The organism is Pseudomaricurvus alkylphenolicus, assembly GCF_011683955.1.
Lineage (GTDB): Bacteria > Pseudomonadota > Gammaproteobacteria > Pseudomonadales > Cellvibrionaceae > Pseudomaricurvus > Pseudomaricurvus alkylphenolicus.
In genome coordinates, this window is the sequence record NZ_JAAQPI010000005.1 from 314,138 (window position 1) to 336,696 (window position 22,559).

14 protein-coding genes are annotated in these 22,559 nt (G+C 54.2%); 12 read left to right on the forward strand and 2 right to left on the reverse strand.

The annotated features are described in order from the left end of the window. Window positions 1-63: 63 nt before the first annotated feature. Together HBA55_RS15485 and HBA55_RS15490 are read right to left on the reverse strand one after the other, a co-directional pair. Window positions 64-2,157 carry a TonB-dependent receptor gene (locus HBA55_RS15485; RefSeq protein ID WP_166993246.1) on the reverse strand — a complete coding sequence of 698 codons (2,094 nt, stop codon included), beginning with the start codon at window positions 2,155-2,157 and terminating at the stop codon, window positions 64-66. Window positions 2,158-2,279: 122 nt separating this feature from the next. Then, window positions 2,280-3,077, reverse strand: a complete 798-nt coding sequence (locus HBA55_RS15490; protein ID WP_166993250.1) for an SDR family oxidoreductase — start codon at window positions 3,075-3,077, stop codon at window positions 2,280-2,282. Between the two features lie 771 nt (window positions 3,078-3,848). Here HBA55_RS15490 and HBA55_RS15495 point away from each other — a divergent pair. From HBA55_RS15495 to HBA55_RS15550, 12 genes are all read left to right on the forward strand, one after another. Continuing rightward, entirely contained in the window at window positions 3,849-4,895 is a 1,047-nt protein-coding gene (locus HBA55_RS15495; protein ID WP_166993254.1) for an FAS1-like dehydratase domain-containing protein, read from the forward strand. A 94-nt stretch (window positions 4,896-4,989) separates the two neighbouring features. Next, window positions 4,990-6,417 (forward strand): aldehyde dehydrogenase family protein, encoded by a 1,428-nt coding sequence (locus HBA55_RS15500; protein WP_166993257.1) that lies wholly within the window; start codon window positions 4,990-4,992, stop codon window positions 6,415-6,417. Window positions 6,418-6,520: 103 nt separating this feature from the next. Further along, complete coding sequence (locus HBA55_RS15505) at window positions 6,521-7,732, forward strand: thiolase family protein (RefSeq protein WP_166993260.1); 1,212 nt, start codon at window positions 6,521-6,523, stop codon at window positions 7,730-7,732. 3 nt (window positions 7,733-7,735) lie between these two features. Continuing rightward, window positions 7,736-8,659 carry a bifunctional OB-fold nucleic acid binding domain-containing protein/MaoC family dehydratase gene (locus HBA55_RS15510; protein WP_166993263.1) on the forward strand — a complete coding sequence of 308 codons (924 nt, stop codon included), beginning with the start codon at window positions 7,736-7,738 and terminating at the stop codon, window positions 8,657-8,659. A 94-nt stretch (window positions 8,660-8,753) separates the two neighbouring features. Next, window positions 8,754-9,503, forward strand: a complete 750-nt coding sequence (locus tag HBA55_RS15515; protein WP_166993266.1) for a TetR/AcrR family transcriptional regulator — start codon at window positions 8,754-8,756, stop codon at window positions 9,501-9,503. A gap of 352 nt (window positions 9,504-9,855) precedes the next feature. Then, a complete protein-coding gene (locus HBA55_RS15520; RefSeq protein WP_166993269.1) occupies window positions 9,856-10,032 on the forward strand; it encodes a hypothetical protein in 177 nt (58 codons plus the stop codon). Window positions 10,033-10,536: 504 nt separating this feature from the next. Next, window positions 10,537-12,630 (forward strand): 4-alpha-glucanotransferase, encoded by a 2,094-nt coding sequence (malQ, locus tag HBA55_RS15525; protein ID WP_166993272.1) that lies wholly within the window; start codon window positions 10,537-10,539, stop codon window positions 12,628-12,630. Beyond that, on the forward strand, window positions 12,627-14,918 hold the full coding sequence (gene glgB, locus HBA55_RS15530; RefSeq protein WP_420821502.1) for a 1,4-alpha-glucan branching protein GlgB: 2,292 nt from the start codon (window positions 12,627-12,629) through the stop codon (window positions 14,916-14,918). The genes malQ and glgB overlap by 4 nt, the downstream gene beginning before the upstream one ends. Window positions 14,919-14,927: 9 nt before the next feature. After that, complete coding sequence (gene glgX / locus HBA55_RS15535) at window positions 14,928-17,021, forward strand: glycogen debranching protein GlgX (RefSeq protein ID WP_166993275.1); 2,094 nt, start codon at window positions 14,928-14,930, stop codon at window positions 17,019-17,021. Between the two features lie 2 nt (window positions 17,022-17,023). Continuing rightward, entirely contained in the window at window positions 17,024-19,471 is a 2,448-nt protein-coding gene (locus tag HBA55_RS15540) for a glycogen/starch/alpha-glucan phosphorylase (RefSeq protein WP_166993278.1), read from the forward strand. A 57-nt stretch (window positions 19,472-19,528) separates the two neighbouring features. After that, window positions 19,529-20,797 (forward strand): glucose-1-phosphate adenylyltransferase, encoded by a 1,269-nt coding sequence (gene glgC / locus HBA55_RS15545; protein ID WP_166993280.1) that lies wholly within the window; start codon window positions 19,529-19,531, stop codon window positions 20,795-20,797. Between the two features lie 111 nt (window positions 20,798-20,908). Further along, on the forward strand, window positions 20,909-22,543 hold the full coding sequence (locus HBA55_RS15550; RefSeq protein ID WP_166993283.1) for an alpha-D-glucose phosphate-specific phosphoglucomutase: 1,635 nt from the start codon (window positions 20,909-20,911) through the stop codon (window positions 22,541-22,543). The last annotated feature ends 16 nt before the right edge of the window (window positions 22,544-22,559 follow it).

A 22,559-nucleotide genomic window follows, 5' to 3' on the forward strand; every position in this document is an offset into this window, starting at 1 on the left:
GAGTTGGGCTTCAAGTAAGAGAAGGGGCACCTTGGAGTTGTGCCCCTGATATGGCCGCCTGCCTCAGAATTGGTAGGCGATATCGAGACCGTAGGTACGGGGATTACCCAGATAGTTCACCCCGACGCCTGCCTGAACATTGGGTACGCCATTGATGTAGTAATCTTCGTCGGTGAGATTCTTGCCCCAGATGGACAGCTTAAACGCACCGGTTTCTCCGACTTTGATGTCAGACCATGTCAGTCGCGCGTTGAGCAGAGAGTAGTCATCGACGGCGGTAAGCGCAGCCGAAGGCGCGTCGAAGTAGAGCACATGATCATCTACATAGCTGTAGTCCAGGCGCAGGTTCAGCTCTCCCACGGGAAGCGGGGTATTGTAGTTAACACCGAGACTATAGGTGGTTTCGGGCGAATAGGGGAAGAGTGCAGTGTCTTTGGCGTCGGTACCATAGAGGACAAATTCATCGTATTCGGCATCCAAATAGCCGTAATTGGCGTTGAACGTCAGGCTGTCGGTAATTGCCGCTACTATTTCCAATTCAAAGCCATTGACACTGGTCTCACCGGCATTGGTGGTCTGTGAGTAACCGTAAAAACCGAGGAACTCATTGAGCTGCAGGTCCTCGGTATTATTTTGGAACAGTGCCGCATTTAACTGGATGCGGTTATCGAACAGGCGAGACTTGAGACCCAATTCGTAAGTTGTCACTGTTTCTCCGTCATAAGGGGTGGAGGCCACTGTCGCGTTTTCGGCTTCACCGTTGAAACCGCCTGACTTCCAGCCTTGGGCGACTTTAAGGTAGGTGTTCACCTCTTCGCTCCACTGGTAGCTGGCGACAAACGCCGGCGAGACATTGCTCCAGGTATCGGAAGATTTGGAACTGTATACCGGGTCACCGGGCAGCCGGAAACCCAAGTGTTCGACGTAAAACTCTTTTTCTTCTTCGGTCCAGCGCAATCCGGCGGTTAGTGTCAAGGCTTCGGTGACTTGGTATTCCACTTGCCCATAGGCAGCGTAGGAGGTGGCATCGACACCGTAGGTGTTAGAGACTACGAAGGGCCCCGGGAAGATGTAAGGGTTATTGGCGTCTGCCTGTTCCTGAAAATAAAACAAACCAGCGACATAATCGAGATCGCCGATGGAACCAACAAACTGGAATTCCTGGGACAGCTGCTCGTGCTCCACTTCTCGAACGGTATGAAAGAAAGTCAGTGCAGTGGCATCAAAGTCAAAGGTATCGTCGAAGCTCATTTCGCGATAGGCGGTAATAGATTTAATGGTGAGATCACCAAAGTCTGCGGTTACATGCAGTGCATGGCCTTCACCGGTGGAGCGGTCATAGATGGCGCCGTTGGCCCCGGCATTGTCCAAGCGCTCGTATACCGGTTGCGGAGTGGCTTGCGGCATGGACGGGGTATTGTTTTTCTCAGACCAGTCGAAACTGTATTGAAGCTCCAGGTTGTCGGTGAGGTTGGCAAGTACGGAAAAGCGGCCGGCCTCGGAGTCCAGTTCTTTGTATTTATCACCGGTTGCCGGATTATCGTCAAAGCCGTCGCGGTCTTGTTTCAGGTAGGAGAGGCTGGCACTGACGCGATCTTCAATGATTGAGCCGGTGATGCTCGCGCCCAGTTTGCGAGCGCCGTAGTTACCGATACCAACGTCGATCTTACCGCTGAGCTCTTCGCTGGGCTGGCGGGTGATCAGATTGATGGCACCACCGACAGTATTCTTGCCATAGAGGGTTCCCTGGGGACCGCGGAGAACTTCGATGCGTTCGAGTTCAGCGACGTCAAATATGCCGCCGACGTTTTTCCCGATAAACACGCCATCAAGGTAGATTCCGACGGTCGGTTCCCAGGTAACGGCGGGGTTGATGGTCACAGAGCCGCGTATGGAGATGGTGGCGCTGGTGCTGCCGGCGGGGGATTCGGCAATTTGTACATTGGGTACGTATTGGCTGACGTCTTCAATGTCGCCAATGCCCTGGTGTTCCAGTGCTTCTGCGTTAAAAGCGGAGATCGCTACCGGTACGTCCTGGAGATCCTGGGCGCGTTTTTGTGCCGTAACGAGCACCTCTTCAAGCACGGCAGCTTGGGTCATGGAGGTGGCGCTCATGCATACCAGCGTCGCCAGTAGACGTCGGGAATAGGGAATCATGTTGTCTCTCCGAAATTTTAGAGTTGTTATCGACTTCGTCCTCTTGGGGTGCGGTTGCATCCACCTCGAAAAGTCTAAAACCGGAGGAGTACTTGATATACCTACAAATGTAGTAGGGCGACTCAGCCCTGTGCCAGTGCCAGCGCGTCTTCTGCCATTTTCAGAAAGCTTGGGGGTTCTCCACCGCCGTAGACTTCCAGCGCGGCGCCGCTGACATAGGCCGAGCTGTCAGCTGCCAGGAACAGACAGGCGTTGGCGATGTCTTCGGGGGTGGCCATGCGGCGCATGGGCAGTGAGTGTTCGATCAGTTCGATACCGGCCTTGCCGCCGTAGTGGTCTTCGGCCGCAGAGGTACGGATTAGGCCGGCGATAATGGCGTTGACGCGAACCTGTTCGGGGCCCCACTCCTGGGCCAGAGACCGGCTGAGGTTGATAAGGCCGGCTTTGGCGGCGCCATAGGCGGCGGTTCCCGGGGAGGGGCGTGCGCCGGAGACGCTGGCTATGTTAATGATGCTGCCACCTCCATTTTTAACCATTGCGTTGTGGGCCTGTTGGGCGAGTATGAGCGGTGCAATGAGGTTGAGGCGGATGATGGATTCGCTGAGGCGGTAGGGGGCATCGGCGGCAACTACGGGGGGGCTGCCGCCGGCGTTGTTAATGAGAACGTCCAGGCGACCGGTGTGTTCGAGTGCGGTGTTGATGAGTGTTTGTGAGGCTTCGGGGTCCCTGACGTCTACGGGAATAAATATGGCTTTTTGTCCGTTGGCTTGGGGCAGTTGTTCGGGTTCGCGGCGGCCGCAGATGTAGACTTGGGCGCCGGCCTGGAGGAAGGCTTCGCTGATGCCGTAGCCGACGCCTTTGCCGCCGCCGGTGACGATGACTGTTTTTCCGGTGCCTTGGAAGTGTGGGGTGTTGGGCATGGCGCTTTAGACCTTGTTTCGCTGCTTTTTACGATAGCTTTGATGATGGCAATTTGGGGGAGTGGGTACAATCGTTATTGGGTTGTGTGGAGGAAGGGATGGATTTTTTTACTCTGTTTAGACTATGAGTTTGGCGGTTTCGGGTTGAGTACCTCTATTGGTAGTTGAAGGTTCTGTGTCGGATCGATCCTCCTGTGGTGGTAATTAGCTGTGTCAGGGTCGGTGCCTCAATCGGTGGCTGGGGGGGCGCGTTTTCAGAGCTGTCGGGCGGCCCTCCGGCCTTCCCTCAGTCGCGAAAAAGCCTAGTACTCCTTCAAGGTGATATTGCCTAATGCAGCGTCAATCAGGGCGTTTTCTGCAAGGCGCGCTGGTGAAGGCATAGTGGGCCTATGTCAAGCCAGGGCAACACAGCAGAAGGCGCCCTGATTGGCGCCCTTCGGGTCAAAATCTAAGCGGCCCATTGCGTTGTTGTTCCCTCTCGACGTAGAACCACTACGCCTTCGAGGAAACGCCTAGCACTGAGCCGCTTAGATTTTGACTGCATTAGGCAATATCACCTTGAAGGAGTACTAATAGAAAACGCCAGTCTTTTTCACTCTTTCGGCGCCCTCTTTAATGCTCTGAAAACGCGCCCCCCCAGCCACCTTGGTCTGTGGTAGGTCTGAGTTGAGCGTCTTAATTGAAGGTGGTTTCAACAAAAATATTGAAATTGAATTCAAAATCGAGTTTACTGAAATAAGTGGCCAGTATTTGCATGGGAATTTTGATGTTATGACGAGTGAAGCAATCGATTTTGACTGCCAGGAAAGTTTTGAACAGGCGATCCATGCCTATGTGGGTCAAGAAGTGGCGCCCAGAACCCGGGGGCTGGATCCGGTCAATGCGACGATGATCCGCCATTGGTGCGAGGTGATGGGGGATACGAATCCGGTATATACGGATGAGGTATTGGCGCGGGATTCCGTGAAAGGTGGCCTGATTGCACCGCCGAGCATGTTGCAGGTGTGGAGTATGGAAGGGTACCCGATGGCCTTTGATGCGCTTGAGGGGACGCCGCTTGATTTGCAGAAGGAGCTGCATGATGTGTTCAACCGCGGCGGTTATCCGTCAGTGGTGGGCACGAATTGTATCCAGACATATGAGCGGGATTTGCGCCCCGGTGATGAGGTCTATTTCCGTACCGTCATCGACAGTATTTCTGAGCAGAAAACCACGGCATTGGGTACCGGTTATTTTATTGAGACGAAAACGGAGTTTACGGACGCTCAAGGTGGGGCGGTTGGCTCAATGATTTTCCGGGTGCTTAAGTTTCGTCCGCATGGGCAGAGTGAGGGCGCAGCTGCACCGGTGAGTGCTCCTGTGGATGTTGCGGCTGTTGCGATTGCGGCTGAGCCTCAGGGATTAAAACGTCTGGACTTTGGCAGTGTTGGCGTCGGTGATCAGCTACCATCGTTTGAGATTCCCGTTACTGCCGGTTTGATTGTGGGCGGTGCCGTCGCGTCGCGGGATTTTACGCCGGTGCATCACAATAAGGCGGCAGCAGAGGCGCAGGGAATGCAGGATGTGTTTATGAATATTCTGACCAGCGGTGGTTTGCTAGGGCGTTATGTAAGTGATTGGGCTGGCTCGGAAGCTCGGGTGAAGTCGATGAATTTGAAGTTGGGTGCGCCTAATTTCCCCGGTTTTACCATGACAGTGAGCGGTGAAGTGACGGAGTTGGATGCCACCACTGGTGAGCTGAGCCTGAAGGTGGTGGGCACGAATGCCTGGGGTATGCATGCCCAGGCGAATATGGTGCTTGAGTTGCCTGTTGCGTAGTCCGAAGCGCTGTTTTCCAGAATCCTCATCCATCGTGCAGGTTTGACCGAAACACACTGCATACCTGCGGTGTAATCTTTTCAGGAAAGTGAATATGTCCGATTTTCAATTGACCATCAATGGCAAGGGCGTGGATGCCGAACGTTATTTTGAAGTGATTAACCCGGCCACCGAAACACTGGTGGCGCAGGCCCCCGATGCCGGTCGTACGCAACTGGAAGCCACTGTGGCTGCTGCCAATGCGGCATTTGTCAGCTGGGGCCAAAGCGCCAGAAGCGAGCGCAATAGTCACGTGCAGCAGTTGATGGGGCTACTGCAGAAAAATCTGGAGTCGCTCGCGCAGTTGTTGACACAGGAACAAGGCAAGCCATTGCAGGATGCCCGTGATGAAGTGGGGGCTTGTCTGATGTGGTGTGAGGCGTTTGTTCATACCAGGTTGACCAATAAAATCCTGCAGGATACTCCGGAAAATCGCATTGAGCTGCAGCATCGTCCTCTGGGTGTGGTCGCCGCCATAGTGCCATGGAATGCCCCGCTGATGGTTGCTGTTTGGAAGCTGTTGCAGGCTGTTTTGAGCGGCAACACGATCATCATAAAACCGTCTCCTTATACCCCTTTGACGGCCTTGAAGCTCGGTGAATTCTGCCGGCAGGCGTTTCCGCCCGGTGTGGTTAACGTGTTGTCCGGTGGCAATGAACTCGGTCAATGGATGACATCTCATGAGGGCATTCACAAGGTGTCATTTACCGGCTCCACCAACACCGGTAAACAGATTATGGCCAGCGCATCCGGCAACCTGAAGCGGTTGACCCTGGAACTGGGTGGCAATGACGCAGCGATTGTTTTGAATGACGTTGATGTAGCCGCCGTGACTGAAAAGCTGTTCTGGAGCGCGTTTTACAACGCCGGCCAGATCTGCGCTGCACTCAAGCGTTTGTATGTTCACGAGGATATCTACGAGGCGCTTTGTCAGGCCTTGGTCTCCTATGCGGGCTACATTAAACAGGGCAACGGCCTGGAAGAGGGCGTGGCCATGGGACCGGTGCAAAACCGAATGCAGTTTGAAAAACTCTGTGAACTGAGCCGTTCGGTGCAAGAAGAGGGTGGACGCTTCCTCTGTGGCGGTGTGGTCACGGCACAGCAGGGCTATTTCTTCCCGATTACTCTGGTGGCTGACCTGGCTGACGATTCCCGCTTGGTGTCCGAGGAGCAGTTTGGCCCCATTTTGCCCATTCTCAAGTTTAGCGATGTTGATGAAGTCATCGAACGGGCGAACAACACGCCCTATGGATTGGGTGGTTCGATCTGGACAAACAATTTGGAATTAGGGGCTGAACTGGCTAATCGCTTGGAGAGCGGATCCGCGTGGGTGAATCAGCACGCAGCGGTGCGGCCGGATGTACCTTTTGGGGGGGCCAAACAGTCGGGTATCGGTGTTGAAAACACGGAACTCGGTCTGGCCGAATTTACCCGGGTTCAAGTGATCAATGTCGCTTCTCCAGCAGCAGTAAGTGCGAATTAGGGCATAAGAAATATTGAAACCGAATTCAACTAATCGTATTATTGAAATTGAAACCAAATTCAATAGGTGCAAACAGTACTAGATTCAAAAGCAGGTATTCAGTATGGGATTAAAAGGTAACGCGGCGATCGTGGGGTTTGCCCAGTACAAGCCGGAAAAGTACGCCACGGCGCCGCGGGCGTTTCATTTGGATCAGGTGGCGGAGCTAACCCGTCTGGCTATTGCCGATGCCGGGCTGGAGGCCAAGGATATTAACGGCCTGGCCGTCAATGGCCCCTGGTTTAATGAGGCCGCGAGTTTTGTACCGGCTTCTGTAGCTGAGTATCTGGGCACCGAGCTGAACTTTGCCGAGGTGGTTGACCTGGGGGGCGCTGGCTCTGTGGCTATGGCCTGGCGGGCCGCAGCCGCGATCGAACTGGGACTGGCTGACGTGGTGGTGTGTACGATTCCCCAGCGGATGGCGCCCATGGCTCCTGACGCCGACCCTTTGGCTGCCGCCGCCAGCATGAGATACGGCGGACACAGTACCTTATATGGCGCGCCGGAAGCGGAATTCGACATCCCCTATGGCCATATGGCCCAAAATACCGGTTATGCCATGATCGCCAAACGCTATGCCGATCAGTATGGCTATGACGAGCGGGCTATGGCCAAGATTGCGGTGGATCAACGCATCAACGCCCTGGCCAACCCCGACGCCTTGTTCTTTGGCCAGCCCATTAGCATTGAAGATGTATTGGCCAGCAAAATGGTCGCCGACCCATTGCATATGCTGGAGATTGTTATGCCGGTTGCCGGTGGGGGTGCTTTTGTCGTTGCCAGTCGCGAGGTGGCACAGAGATTGAACAAACGCCCTGCCTGGATTACCGGGTGCGGTGAAAGACTGACCACCAAATCCCCCAGCTATACCACTAACATGCTGGCAACCCCCATTGGGCCAGCATCGGAAAAAGCCTTCAATATGGCCTCCGTGCGACCCTCCGATGTGGATCTGGCCTGTATCTACGATTGCTACACCATCACGGTGCTGCTGAGCCTGGAAGATGCCGGTTTTTGTGGCAAAGGGGAGGGTATGGGTTTTGTCGCCGACAACGACCTGACCTACAAGGGCAACTTCCCGGTAAATACACACGGCGGTCAGCTCAGCTTTGGCCAGGCCGGCACCGCCGGTGGCATGTCGCAATTGATCGAAGGGGCGACCCAGATCATGGGCTCGGCCGGCGAACGCCAACTGCAAACCTGCAATACCGTTTATGTCTCAGGCACCGGCGGGGTGATGAGTGAACAGACGGCACTGATTCTTCAAGGGGACTGATTGATGAACAAACCTGCACCCGTCGCAACTGACACCTCCGCTCACTATTGGAAAACCCTGCGTGAACATCGCGTGGATATCCAACAGTGTAACTCCTGCGATCATTGGATCTTCTATCCACGCAACCACTGCCCCAAGTGTCTGTCGGCAGATTTGGCATGGAAAACGGTTTCTGGAGAGGGAACGCTCTACAGCTACACCCTCAGCAGAGTGCCAACAGCGCCCGAATTCGGGGGGGAGTTGCCCCAAAAGCTGGCAGTGGTACAGCTGGACGAAGGGCCGCGACTTAATACTACGCTGTTGTACCTGGATGAAGACCGGATTGAAATCGGCATGCGACTCAAGCCCGTGTTTGAAGATCGGGAAGACTGCACGCTATTGCACTATACGGCAACCAGTGTCGAACCGCCCCAATGTGAACCCAAGGTCGCTGAACAATCTGTTGTTGAAGCTGAAGCCCCTATGCGTCAGATTGCCCATAACGATATCGAGGGGCTCAAGAGCCTGATCAGCGACGAGTTCAGTCCTTGGAGTAACCCGGTAGTAGTCACGCAAGAACTGATTGACCGGTTTGCCGAGCTGAGTGGTGACGACTATTGGATCCACACCGATGTCGAAAAAGCCAAAAAGCTCAGTCCCTTCGGCGGTACCATAGCCCAGGGTGCATTGGTACAGGTTCTGCAATCTCGCTTCACGGTGCCGCAGCATTACGAAGTCACCGGCTATACCAACATGGTGAATTATGGCTCCGACAAGCTGCGATTCCCAAGCCCCGTATTGGCTGGCAATCGGATCCATATGCGCAACCGCGTCAAGGCCGTCGAAGCCTCCTCCAGCGGCACCCGTATCACCCTGGAAATGCACACCCACGTAGTAGGCCAGGACAAGCCGGCGGTGATCAACGAGATTGTGATAGGCTATATGTAAACTTGAAGCTGAATTCAAACCCAACGTATACTTGCCCCAGATCCAGACAAACCCCGGATTCGACGGGGCAAGAGAGAAGGGAAGTAAGCGAAGTATGGCAGCCAAACGCAAAGCCCCGGCCAAAAAGGTCAGCATCAAAGACGCAAAACCCCGTGAGACACGCAGTGCCCGCGGTGCCGCGGCCCGTGAAAAGCTCAAAAAAGCAGCGGCTCGGGTACTGGAGAATGTCGGCTACCACCAAATGAAAGTCGGTGATGTTACCAAAGAGGCCGGTGTCGCCATGGGGTTGTTTTACCATTACTTCTCTGATCTAAGGTCCCTGACCGAAGAAGTCCTGGAAGACTTTCTCGACAGCTTTGAGCAACTCGAAGAAATTGAAAAAGACGTTCCCAAAGGCGACTGGTATCTGCGAATGTACGCCCACAACAAGTTTGTGGTCGACTATTACACCCAACACGCCGGTTTGATGCGTTGCCTGTTCCAATTTGCTGACGAAAACCAGGAATTCAAGGAGCTCTACCGTCAATCCACTCTCAGACAATTGCACTGGCTCGCCGATTTGCTGCCACAACTTTTCCCTGATGCCGGGTTGAATGAAGACGAATCCCTGATGATTGTCTACGGGTTGGCGGGTAGTGGCGTGTCGCTTCTGCGCGAATACTATATAGATCAGAATCCGGCGCTGCGCACCAGCAAGCTCACTGGTGAAGAAATGGCTGAATTGATCACCGTTATTCTCTACCGCGGGCTGTTCCTGGAAAACCCACCCGCTGAACACCTGAAATACGCTGGCAAGTTGTCTCACATGAAAGGGATTCATCGATTGATGGTGTCTTCGCACTAATTATTGTGAACGCCTGATGTCGTACGGCCGCAAGATAAGATTCATTTTCTTTGGTGCGGCGCCTTATTTTGGGAATTTGAAACTGTCAGAGCCCAATGCAATACTTGTCCATCGTGGAACATCCACTTGTACAGAGAGCCACATCGGGACAAGAGGTGACAAGGGAAGAATGGTCCCGACAGCCCCTCATCGCCCCCCATCTGGCAGAATACATGAAAGATAGGCTGGTGATGTTCAAGGGCAATGAAGCTTCCAGGATTGAGTGTGATAACTATTCCGTGATAAAGGAAGTGCATAAAAAATCGGACTTTATTTCACCGCCTATGGTTCTGACCAGCTTCGTGCTTTGAAGATGCGTGACTTAACCAGCATGTCGGTGGCAATGCCCAACGTCGCTCTGGATGATGCCGGCACCACCAAGGGCAGTGCAAATTTTTCGATCCTTGGGCTAGGCATCAATAGTAATATTCCCTCCAGCGAGTTCGAGGCAACTGTCAAGGCAGCTGTAACGATCACTTTGATAGGCTGATTGCGCTTCATCGCTCTTGTTCGGGCTTTCTGAAATGTCCTTATAAGGTGCTATGGCGTGTTCGTAGACAGTGGTCTTTGTCATGAGGCTGTTACCAGTGGGTTTCCATTAGCGATAGATGGTCAGATTCTTCTCTCTCGATAACTGAGAGAATTATCTCCGCTGGTCTGAGGCTTGGGAAATTCCGCTTTTTCCCCTCGCGATAGAATCGTTTCATGACAGGTGGGGACTGATTGATGCGCTTCAATAGTAAAAAAAGGCATTTACGGCCAATGTTGATCTGTTTACAGGGAAATAACCGGTAAGTTAGCCAATTCCCCGTTGTTTAATTAAGTTAAGTGAAATATCATTAAAACCACTTAGTCATTTAATTCAATTAAATTTGAAAAAAGGGCTGAATGAGTTGACAGGCTCTGGATTGCTGCGATCATGTGGCGAGGTTTGTCTTGGGAGTCGCGGGCTATTGCCGTGGCTGATGTGGTCTGCTGGTAACTGACACCCTGCATGAGCAATCTTGACAAATTGTTGTACCTGACCGGGGTGGCGGCGGACTACCTTGATTACTCCGGGCACAGGCAGCAACTGCCATGGGAACGGCGGCTGGAGGTCCTGCGCGTTGCAGGATACCGGCCTGAAGACTCTGCGGCCGTCGATTCGGCGGCGTTTGAACTGGACGCTCGTCCCTGGCTCCAGTGGTTGCAGCCGTTCAATGTCGTTGACCAAGCTACCCCTGAACTTTGGATTCGCCTCCATCCTGACCAACTCGGCCAAAGCCTCGACTGGCAACTGTGCTGTGAAGACGGTACGGAGTTTAAGGGCACAGTCCTGCCGGCTGAACTGGTTGAAGCGGGTGATTATTATATTGATCAGGTACGCTACAGCGCCCGTAATTGGACGCTCCCCGGTGATATACCCAGCGGCTACCACCAATTGACGCTGACTAACGGCGAAACATTCGCCCAGGCGACCGTGGCGGTGTGCCCTCAAAGGGGCTATAGCCAGATTGACGACGCGTCGGAAAAGATCTGGGGCATAGCCTGTCAGCTATATACTCTGAGATCGGAACGCAATTGGGGCGTTGGCGATTTTAGAGATCTGTCGGAGCTGATCGATCTGGTTGTCGGGCAAGGCGCAGACATGATCGGCCTCAATCCGCTGCATGCGCCATTAAGTGACAACGCCGACACTCCAAGCCCCTACAGCCCTTCTGACCGGCGTTTGCTGAGTCCGCTCTATATCGACCCCGAGCAGGTGCCTGAATATCGCGCCAGCGCTGACATCAGCAGACTGGAACGGGACCCCGCTTTTGTTCAGGAACTGGCCGATCTCCGAACTCTGGAACTGGTGGACTATGACCGCGTGCTACGGTGCAAATACAAAGTCTTCGAACTGATGTACAGCCAGCTGCTCAAGGCCGGTCAAAAGACCTCAGAGCGCTGGCAGGCACTGCGGCAATTTGTCGCCAAGCAAGGTGAATTGCTGCAACAGTTTTGCGAATATGAGATCCAGCACAATCGATATGCAAGGGCGTACCAAAAGGATGCCGGCTTCTACCAGTACCTGCAGTGGCTGGCGAGCGACCAGCTAAGGCAATGCCAACAGCAAGCGACACGGCGCGGTATGCGTATCGGTCTGCTGGGGGATTTGGCTGTAGGTTCCGTGGCCGAGGGCTGCGAGGTGCAAGCGAATCCGAGGCTTTACCATAGGGACGTCACCATCGGTGCGCCACCCGATCCCTTTTCCGAAACCGGTCAAAACTGGAATCTTCCAGTGCTTAATCCGGTGCAGCTTCGGCAGAGCGGTTACGCCCACTTCATTGGTTTATTGAGGACCAATATGCGTAATGTCGGCGCGCTGCGCATTGATCACATTATGGCGTTGATGCGTCTGTGGTGGTGCCTGCCGGGTGAGGAGGGCAGCGATGCCCGCAACGGCATATACGTTTACTACCCATTACGCGAGTTGATGGCGTTGTTGCGGTTGGAAAGCCATCGCAACCGTTGCCTGGTGGTGGGCGAAGATCTGGGCGTCGTTCCTGTTGAGCTGCGTGAACAGATGACGCAGAGTCGGATTTACAGCAATAATCTGTTGTATTTCGAGCAGGATTACGAGGGCAGGTTCTTTGCGCCCGGGCACCAGCAGGCAGATGCATTGCTGATGATCACCAATCATGATGTTCCGTCTCTGGCTGATTGGTGGAGTGGGGAGGATTTACGCCGTCGTGACCAGCTGGGGTTATTCAGCCCGGAAGTATTTGAGCAGGAGCAATCACAGCGCGCTCATCATCGCTATACGTTGTTGCAGTGGTTGCAGCACCACCATGTTCTTCCTGCCGGCTGGGGGCCAAACGATGTTGATCACCCTTTTGATTTTGATCTGAGCGAAGCCATCCATCGCCTCTGCGGACGCAGCCAGTCGCAGCTACTGCTGGTGCAACTGGAAGACCTGCAAATGGATTTACCGCCGGTGAATATTCCCGGCACCCATTTGCAATACCCCAATTGGCGTCGCAAACAATCCATTGATACAGCTGAGCTGTTTGAGACTGAACAGGCTCAGAGAATTTTTTCCGCGGTTAACAAGGAACGCAAACATTGAACAGCAAGGCAACCACCAAGGCCAGTAGCAAAGTCAGTCGCAGCGAAAACCGCAAGTCGGCCAAATCGACCCGATTGACCAAAGTAGCGCCGACCCTGACTCAAGACGAAATCCAATCCCTGTTACAAGCCCGCCACGCCGATGCGTTTGGCGTACTGGGCTTACATGACAACCCCAATGGCAAAGGGCTGGTGGCCCGCGCCCTGTTTCCTGGAGCCGACAGCGTTGAATTGATTGCCAGAACCTCCGGCAAAAAGATTGCCAGCCTTAAACCCATTCACCCGGATGGTGTGTTCGAGGCGACCATGGGTAATCGCAAGAATCGCTTCGAATATTTTTACCGGGTGAGCTGGGGGGAGGTGACGCGTGATCAGGAAGATCTCTACCGCTTTCCGTCGTTGCTCAGCGAGGACGATGCCTATCTGTTCTGTCAGGGCAGTCACGAGCAGGCCTATCGCTTTTTGGGGGCTAACCCAGCAACCTGCGAAGGCGTCGAAGGGGTTCTGTTTACCGTGTGGGCGCCGGCGGCCAGTCGTGTGTCCGTGGTGGCGGATTTTAATCACTGGGATGGGCGTACCCATGTGATGCGCAAACATCCCGGCTGCGGCATCTGGGAGCTGTTTGTTCCCGAGGTGGCGCAGCATGCGCTGTACAAGTATGAAGTGATCGATGCCGAAGGCAATCTCCTGCCCCTTAAAGCCGATCCCTATGCCCGCTCCATGCAGCACCCACCGGAGACGGCCTCGCGCGTGATTCTGGATCAGGATTACCAATGGAACGATGGCGACTGGATGCAACAGCGCGCCGAGCAAACCCACTTGGACCAGCCGGTGTCCATCTATGAAATCCATGCGGGCTCCTGGCGACGCAAGCCGGAAGAAGGCAACCGCTATCTCAGTTACCGTGAACTGGCGGACGAACTGATTCCCTACGTGCTGGATATGGGGTTTACACACGTGCAGCTGATGCCGGTCAGCGAGTTTCCGTTTGACGGTTCATGGGGTTACCAGCCCATTGGCATGTACGCACCGAGTATCCGCTTTGGCACGCCGGATGAGTTTAAGTATTTCGTGGACGCATGCCATCGCAACAATATCGGCGTATTGCTCGATTGGGTGCCGGGGCACTTTCCCACAGATCAGCATGGTCTGGGCCGCTTTGACGGCACCTGCCTGTACGAGCACGAAGATCTGCGCCAGGGTTTTCATCCGGATTGGAATACGCTGGTGTATAACTACGGCCGCTGTGAGGTCATGAGTTACCTGATCAGCAATGCCAATTACTGGCTCGACGAATTCCACCTGGATGGTCTCCGTGTAGACGCTGTTGCCTCCATGCTCTACCTGGACTACAGCCGCGAAGAGGGCGAGTGGATTCCCAACGAGCACGGCGGCCGCGAGAACCTGGAGGCCATCTCACTGCTGCAGGCGGTCAATTCCCGTATGTACAAGAACCACCCCGGCATAATGATGATTGCCGAGGAATCCACCGCCTGGCCGGGTGTTTCCAAACCCGTCGATGGCGGCGGTTTGGGCTTCGGTTACAAGTGGAATATGGGTTGGATGAACGATTCACTTCGCTATATGGAGAAAGACCCGATCCATCGCCAGTATCATCACAACGAAATGACCTTCAGTACGGTTTACGCCTGGGACGAAAATTTTGTCCTGCCCATCAGCCACGACGAGGTGGTACACGGCAAGGGTTCTTTGCTGAACAAGATGCCCGGAGACGAATGGCAGCGTTTTGCCAACCTGCGGGCTTACCTGGGCTTTATGTGGACGCATCCCGGTAAAAAACTGTTGTTCCAGGGGTGTGAATTTGCCCAGGGGGACGAGTGGAATCATGATGAGAGTCTGCAATGGCATTTGCTGCAGTACGACTTTCATCGTGGTGTGCAGGAATTGGTCCGTGATCTCAATAAGACCTATCGGCAATTACCTTCTCTGCATCAGCTGGATGCCGATGGCAGTGGTTTCGAATGGCTGCAGCTTAACAGCCAGGAAAACTCTATTTTTGCCTGGTTGCGCAAAGGTGGTGACGAGCATCTGCCGGCGGTTGTGATCAGTAATATGACCCCCCAGACCCACTTTGATTACCAGTTGGGTGTTCCCCATGCCGGTGCTTATAGCGAGCGTCTGAATACGGATGATCCGCGTTACGGTGGCAGTGGTCAGGCCAACGGCGAGTTACACACTACTGACATAGCCTGGGACAACCAGCCGCATTCCCTCTTTATCACAGTGCCACCTCTGGCGACGGTGATACTGCAGTTCGATCGGGGCTAATACACCACCATGCGAATGGAACCCGGCCAAGCGATGCCTCTGGGTGCTACCCTGGATCAAGAAGGGTGCAACTTTGCGCTCTTTTCCGAGCATGGGACGGCGGTTGAGTTGTTTCTATACGATCCCAGCGGTGAGCGGGAACTTGCCCGGCACTGGCTGGCGGAGAGAACCGGCGATGTGTGGCACGGTTACCTGCCGGGAGTGGAAGCGGGGTTGTGCTATGGCTATCGGGTCCATGGGCCCTATGAGCCCGAGGCCGGGCACCGGTTTAATCACCATAAATTATTGCTCGATCCTTACGCGCGACAGTTGCGCGGTACCTATCGGCATCATGCCAGTTGTTATGGGTATGACAGCGACAGCGAAGATAAAGATCTCAGTTTTGACCGTCGCGACAACGCTGATTGTGTTCCCAAGGCGGTTGTCACGGCAGACAGTACAGACGTGCATGGGATAGATCATCCTCGGACCTCCTGGGCGTCCACGGTGATCTACGAAGCCCACGTGCGCGGCTTTAGTCGTTTGAACGAAGCCTTGCCGCAGCCACTGCGGGGAACTTTTGCCGGGCTTGCAGAGAGCGTGGATTACTTTAAATCGCTCGGCATCAGCGCCGTGGAACTGATGCCCGTGCAGGGTTTTATCAACGAACCTTTCTTAACGAAAAAAGGCCTGAGTAACTATTGGGGCTACAGCACGCTGGCGTTTTTTGCGCCGCATCGCAGTTATATGAACAGTGCGGACATCATGGAATTCCGGCGCATGGTGGATAAGTTTCACGATGCCGGTATCGAAGTGATTCTGGATGTAGTGTATAACCACACCTGTGAAGTCGATGAGCTGGGCCCGACATTAAGTTTCCGGGGCATCGATAATGCCAGCTACTATCAATTGCAGATTGATGAGCCGCGCTATTACGTGAACCATTCAGGGTGCGGAAATAGCCTTAATATCCAGCATCCGCACGTCCTGCAGATGGTAATGGACAGCCTTCGTTATTGGGCGGGTACCATGGGGGTTGATGGTTTTCGTTTTGATCTGGCCTCCAGTTTGGGGCGTGGCTCCGAGGGCTTCGACCCTCACTCCACTTTCTTCCAGGCCATTGCCCAAGACCCACTGTTGTCGCGCTTGAAAATGATTGCCGAACCCTGGGATCTCGGTCCCCACGGTTATCAGCTGGGTCACTACCCACAGCCCTGGAGCGAGTGGAATGATCGCTATCGCGACAGTGTTCGACGTTTCTGGCATGGAGAAGGCGGCGAAATGCCAGAGCTGGCGAAACGGCTGCATGGCTCTAGCGATATTTACGAAGCCGGTCACCGTCGCCCCCATTCCAGCATTAATTTTGTCACCAGTCACGACGGCTTTACGCTTCATGATTTGGTGAGCTATGACCATAAACACAACCAGGCCAACGGCGAAGACAACCGCGATGGTCACCACCACAACCTGAGTGCCAATCATGGTGTCGAGGGCGACACCAATGATGAAAAGGTCAACTGTCTACGCCGCCGCCAGCAGCGCAATTTCCTGGCGACGCTGATGATGTCTCAGGGTGTCCCCATGTTGTTGGCTGGAGACGAGCGGGGGCACAGCCAGGGTGGTAACAATAACGCCTACTGCCAGGATAATGAAATCACCTGGCTGGACTGGAATCTGGATCAACATCAACAAAAGCAGTTGGCGTTTACGCAACGATTGCTGCGGATAAGGCGATCGATTCCCTTGTTACTGGCGGACCGTTACCGACACGGGCCCGGCGAGCTGGCAGCTGACGAAAATATTACCTGGGTCAACGCCAATGGCGAACACATGCAGGATCACCACTGGCATCAACAGGATGCCGGCCTGCTCGGCTACTTGTTGACCCAGACTCACCAGACAAAAAGACAATGGCTGGTGATTCTCAATGCAGAAGAAAAGGCACGAGCATTTCGACTCCCGACAAGCCCCAGCGGATGTTGGTGGGTCCTGGCTGATACCGAAAAAGACAGCGGTGAATCGATTTCGGAATCTCATGATTCGGCCACTGTGATCGAACTGACGGCTAAGTCTGTGCGGATCTTTTCCTCGCAACCGGAACACACCGATACAGAGGTGCAATAACCATGACAAAAGAACCAAATACCATTGGAGTAAACCGCGGTTCGCTGCAAGACGAACTGCAGAACCATTTTGAACTGACCCTGGGCCGAGACGGCCTGGATGGTTCTCATCATTATCTGTACAACGCTCTGGCCCTGACCGTACGCGACCAGCTGGTAGCCAAATGGCGTCAGACCCGTGCCCGCTATAAAGCGGAAAAACCACGCCGGGTTAACTATTTGTCGCTGGAGTTTTTGATGGGGCGCAGCCTCAATAACGCAGTCCTGAATCTTGATCTCGAAGACAAAGTGCGTGAGGCACTGAAGCAATACGCCTGTGATTTGGAAGAAGTCGAAGCGGCTGAAATGGACGCGGGTTTGGGCAACGGTGGCCTGGGGCGCCTCGCAGCTTGTTTCCTCGACAGTTGTGCCAGTCTGGAATTGCCGGTGACCGGTTACGGTATTCGCTACCAGTATGGTATGTTTCACCAGAAAATAAAAAATGGCTATCAAGTGGAGACACCGGACCACTGGCTGCGCAATGGCAACCCCTGGGAATTCGAAAGCCCGGAAAACACCCGTCGGGTCCAGTTTTTTGGTCGAAGCGAATATTACAAAGATGAAAAGGGTCGCCAGAAAGTGCGTTGGGTGGACAGCCACGATGTACTCGCGGTGCCTTACGATATGCCTGTTCCCGGTTATCGCAACGATACCGTCAATACGTTGCGCCTTTGGAAGGCAGAAGCGACGGATGAATTTGACCTGGAAGAATTCAACGCCGGTAGTTATACCGATGCCGTGGCAGAAAAGAACCAGGCTGAACAGATCACCATGGTGCTTTACCCCAATGATGTCAGCGAGCAGGGTAAAGTCCTGCGCCTGCGCCAGCAGTACTTTCTGGCCAGTGCCAGCTTGCAGGATGTGATTTGCCGCTGGGTCAACCGCAATGGCAAGGACTTTACTGAATTCGCCGAACAAAATGCCTTTCAACTCAATGACACCCACCCGACCGTGGCCGTGCCGGAGTTGATGCGCCTGTTAATGGACGAATACGGCTTTGGCTGGGAACAGGCCTGGGCTATTACCACCAAAACCATGGCCTATACCAACCATACGTTGCTGCCCGAAGCGCTGGAAACCTGGTCGGTGGATTTGTTCAGCGAACTATTGCCACGATTGTTGGATATTATCTACGAAATCAATGCACGCTTTCTGACAGAGGTCGCTGAACGTTGGCCCGGTGATTACGACCGCCAGCAGCGCATGTCGATTATCGAAGAGGGGCACGGCCGACGTATCCGCATGGCACACCTGGCTATTGTTGGCAGTTATTCCGTCAATGGGGTGGCGGCGCTGCATACAGATCTATTGAAGCGTGGTCTGTTCGCTGATTTTTTCCAGCTCTGGCCCGAAAAATTCAATAACAAAACCAACGGCGTGACTCCGCGCCGTTGGTTGGCTCACTGCAACCCGGAATTGAAAGATCTGATCAATGAATCGATCGGCGACGAGTGGGTGCATGATCACCAGCAATTGTCCAAACTAAGGGCTTTTGCCGATGATTCGGCCTTTGCCAAGAAATTCCTGACCATTAAGACGCGCAACAAGAAAAGGCTCGCCCAGATGGTGAGCGAGAAGTGTGATGTGAGTTTCGATACCAGCATGATGTTCGATGTGCAGGTGAAGCGTATCCATGAATACAAACGCCAATTATTGAACGTTCTGCATGTCATTCACCTCTATGACCGTGTGCGCCGCGGCGATACCGAGGGCATGCAGCCCCGCTGTGTGCTGTTCGGCGGTAAAGCCGCTCCTGGTTACGCCCTGGCCAAAACCTTTATCAAATTGATCAACAATGTGGCGCAAGTGGTTAACCGCGACCCACAGTTGCAGGATTGGTTGAAGGTGGCATTTCTCCCGGACTATTGCGTGACAGCCATGGAAACCATATGCGCAGGTACGGATCTCTCCGAGCAGATCTCTACCGCCGGTAAGGAAGCTTCGGGTACCGGTAATATGAAGTTTATGATGAACGGCGCTGTGACCATCGGCACACTCGATGGTGCCAACATTGAAATTCGTGAACAGGTCGGTGACGACAATTTCTTCTTGTTTGGGTTAACCGCCGACGGGGTCGAGGCGATGAAAGGAGACTACGATCCCAATCGCATTATCGACGAAGACCCGGATTTGTCCCGGGTGATGAATTTGCTGGAGGGTGGCCATTTCAACCTGTTTGAAAATGGTATCTTCGATCCGGTGTCCGCGAGTATTCGCAGCGCCACCGACCCCTGGATGACAGCCGCGGATTTTCGCAGCTACATTGAGGCGCAGCAGCAAGTGGCCGAGGCTTACCAGAACAAGCAAGCCTGGGCTCGCATGAGTATTCTCAACACTGCATGCAGCGGACACTTTTCCAGTGACCGTACCATCAGTGAGTACCGAGACGATATCTGGCACAAACAAGCTTAGGTCCAAGAGTTTCGCTTGCGCCAGTCGTACTAAAACCTAATAAAAAGGTAAACTGCTATGGAAGATCAAAATCCACGCTACGTCAGCCGCCTGACCAAAAAAACCTTTGCCTTGATTCTGGCGGGGGGACGAGGGTCGAGGCTTTATGAACTGACCGACTGGCGCGCAAAGCCGGCATTGTATTTTGGCGGCAAATACCGAATCATCGACTTTCCCTTGTCGAACTGTATCAATTCGGGAGTGAGGCGAGTGGGCGTTCTCACTCAGTACAAAGCGCACTCCCTGGTTCGTCACATTGTTCGCGGCTGGAGTCACTTTAAGAAAGAGCTTGGCGAGTTTGTGGAAATTCTGCCAGCTTCACAGCGCTATTCCGATGACTGGTATCAGGGCACCGCGGACGCCATTTATCAGAATCTGGATATTATCCGCGCGGAAAAACCGGACTATGTGCTGGTGCTTTCCGGCGACCACGTCTACAAGATGGACTACGGTGCCATGCTGGTGGAGCACGTGGAAAGCGGTGCGGATATGTCCGTCTGTTGTCTGGAGGTTCCCGTCGAGGAAGCCGCCAATGCCTTTGGTGTGATGCAGGTAAACGAAGACAGCCGTGTGATTGGCTTTCAGGAAAAGCCGGCCGAACCCGCCCAGGTCCCCGGTAAACCCGGTCTGACCCTGGCCTCCATGGGTAACTATATTTTTAATACGGAATTCCTGTTTGATCAATTGATCCGGGATGCGGGGGATGGTTCGTCTTCTCACGACTTTGGGAACGACATTATTCCGGCCATTATCGATAAGAACCATGTGCACGCCTATCCCTTCCGTGATGAGAAAACCGGTGACCGAGCCTATTGGCGCGATGTCGGCACCCTGGATTCCTTCTGGCAGGCCAATATGGAGCTGATCGACACGGAGCCGAAGTTTGATATGTACGACGGCGACTGGCCGCTGTGGACCTATCAGGAGCAGCTGCCGCCGGCGAAATTCGTGTTTGACGCTGAGGATCGCTGTGGCAGCGCGGTGGAATCGATGGTGTCCGGAGGTTGCATTATCAGCGGCGCAGAGGTCAAGCGTTCGGTGCTCTTCTCCAACGTGCGCATCGAGTGTTACTCCCAGGTGGAACGCTCAGTGATTCTGCCCGAGGTCACCGTTGGCCAGAATGTGAAAATTCGCAATGCCATTATCGACCGGGGGGTGACGGTACCCGATGGCATGATAATCGGCCATAATGCGGAGCAGGATAAGGCCAATGGCTTGAGGGTAACTGATAAGGGTGTGGTACTGGTGACAAGGGGGATGTTGGGCCAGCCCGAGGGCTTCGCATAACAGAAAGCGTGATGCAAAAGCCTGATGGAGACCAATGGGAGTGAGAAACCATTAGCCAAAGTGGCGCGACCCGGACCGGTCGGGCCACCATACGTATAAAGAGAGAAGATTATGGCAGTTAAGACCGTAACGACGAGTCCCTTTGAAGGGCAAAAGCCGGGCACCTCCGGCTTGAGAAAAAAGGTTCGGGAGTTTTCCCAGCCTGGCTATTTGGAGAATTTTGTTCAGTGTATTTTTAATGTGATTGGCGATTGCCAGGGCAAGTCCCTGGTGATCGGGGGCGATGGCCGCTACTTTAACCGCCAGGCGATTCAGACCATTATCAAGATGGCCGTGGCCAACGGCTTCGGCAAACTGATCATCGGCCAGGGCGGAATCCTATCAACCCCCGCCGCCTCCTGTGTGATCCGCAAGCACCGCACTGAGGGCGGCATTATCCTTTCCGCCAGCCACAATCCCGCCGGGCCCGAAGAAGACTTCGGCATCAAGTACAACGGCGTCAATGGTGGCCCGGCTACAGAGACGGTCACCAATGCGATCTATGAAGCCACCACCACTATCGATCAATACTTGATTGCGGAAGCCGGGGATCTGGATCTCGACCGGATTGGCGTCAGTCAGATCGAGGATACCCAAATTGAAATCATTGATCCGGTGGCTGACTACGCCGATCTGATGGCGGAGATTTTTGACTTCGAAAAAATCCGCTCCCTGTTAACCCACAACCGTTTTCACATGTGCTTCGACGCCATGCACGCGGTAACCGGCCCCTACGCGGTAGAGATACTGGAAAAACGCCTCGGTGCCGAGCCAGGCACCGTTATCAATGCCGTACCCCTGGAGGATTTCGGCGGAGGCCATCCGGACCCCAATTTGGTTCACGCCAAAGAGTTGGTCGCCAAGATGAATAGCGATGCCCCACTGGCGTTTGGGGCTGCATCTGACGGCGATGGCGACCGAAACATGGTTTTGGGCAGCGGCATGTATATCAATCCGTGCGATTCTCTGGCGGTGCTGGCAGCCAATGCTCATCTGGTACCCGGCTACTCGGAAGGTATCGCCGGAGTGGCCCGCTCCATGCCCACCAGCCGTGCGGTGGATCGTGTCGCCAGAGCTTTGGATGTTCCCTGTTTTGAGACGCCAACGGGCTGGAAGTTTTTTGGTAACCTGATGGATGCCGGCAAGATATCCCTGTGCGGTGAGGAAAGTTTTGGTACCGGCTCAGATCATGTTCGTGAGAAAGACGGCCTATGGGCAGTTCTGTTCTGGCTGAATATTATTGCCACCTTGGGACAACCGGCCCGATCACTGGTGCGGTTGCACTGGGAACGCTATGGTCGCGATTACTTTAGTCGCCACGATTATGAAGCGGTCGACGCCGAAAACGCAGCGAAATTGGTGCAACAATTGCGCGCAAGTCTGAGTGACTTACCGGGTAAGAGTTTTGCCGGCCTGACGGTGGAAAGTGCCAACGATTTTCACTACGTGGATCCCGTTGACGGCAGCGAAAGTGCTAACCAGGGGGTAAGAATCTATTTTGAAGGCGGTGCGCGGGTAGTGTTCCGCCTTTCCGGTACCGGCACGGCGGGAGCAACATTGCGGGTTTACTATGATCGCTACGAAGGCGACCGCGCGATGATGAACATGGATGCGCAACGGGCACTGGCAGATGTGATTGCGGCGGCAGATGCCTTGGCAGGCATCGAAGAATTCACGGGCCGCACGGCGCCGGATGTGATTACCTGATCAAACTGCCAACCCT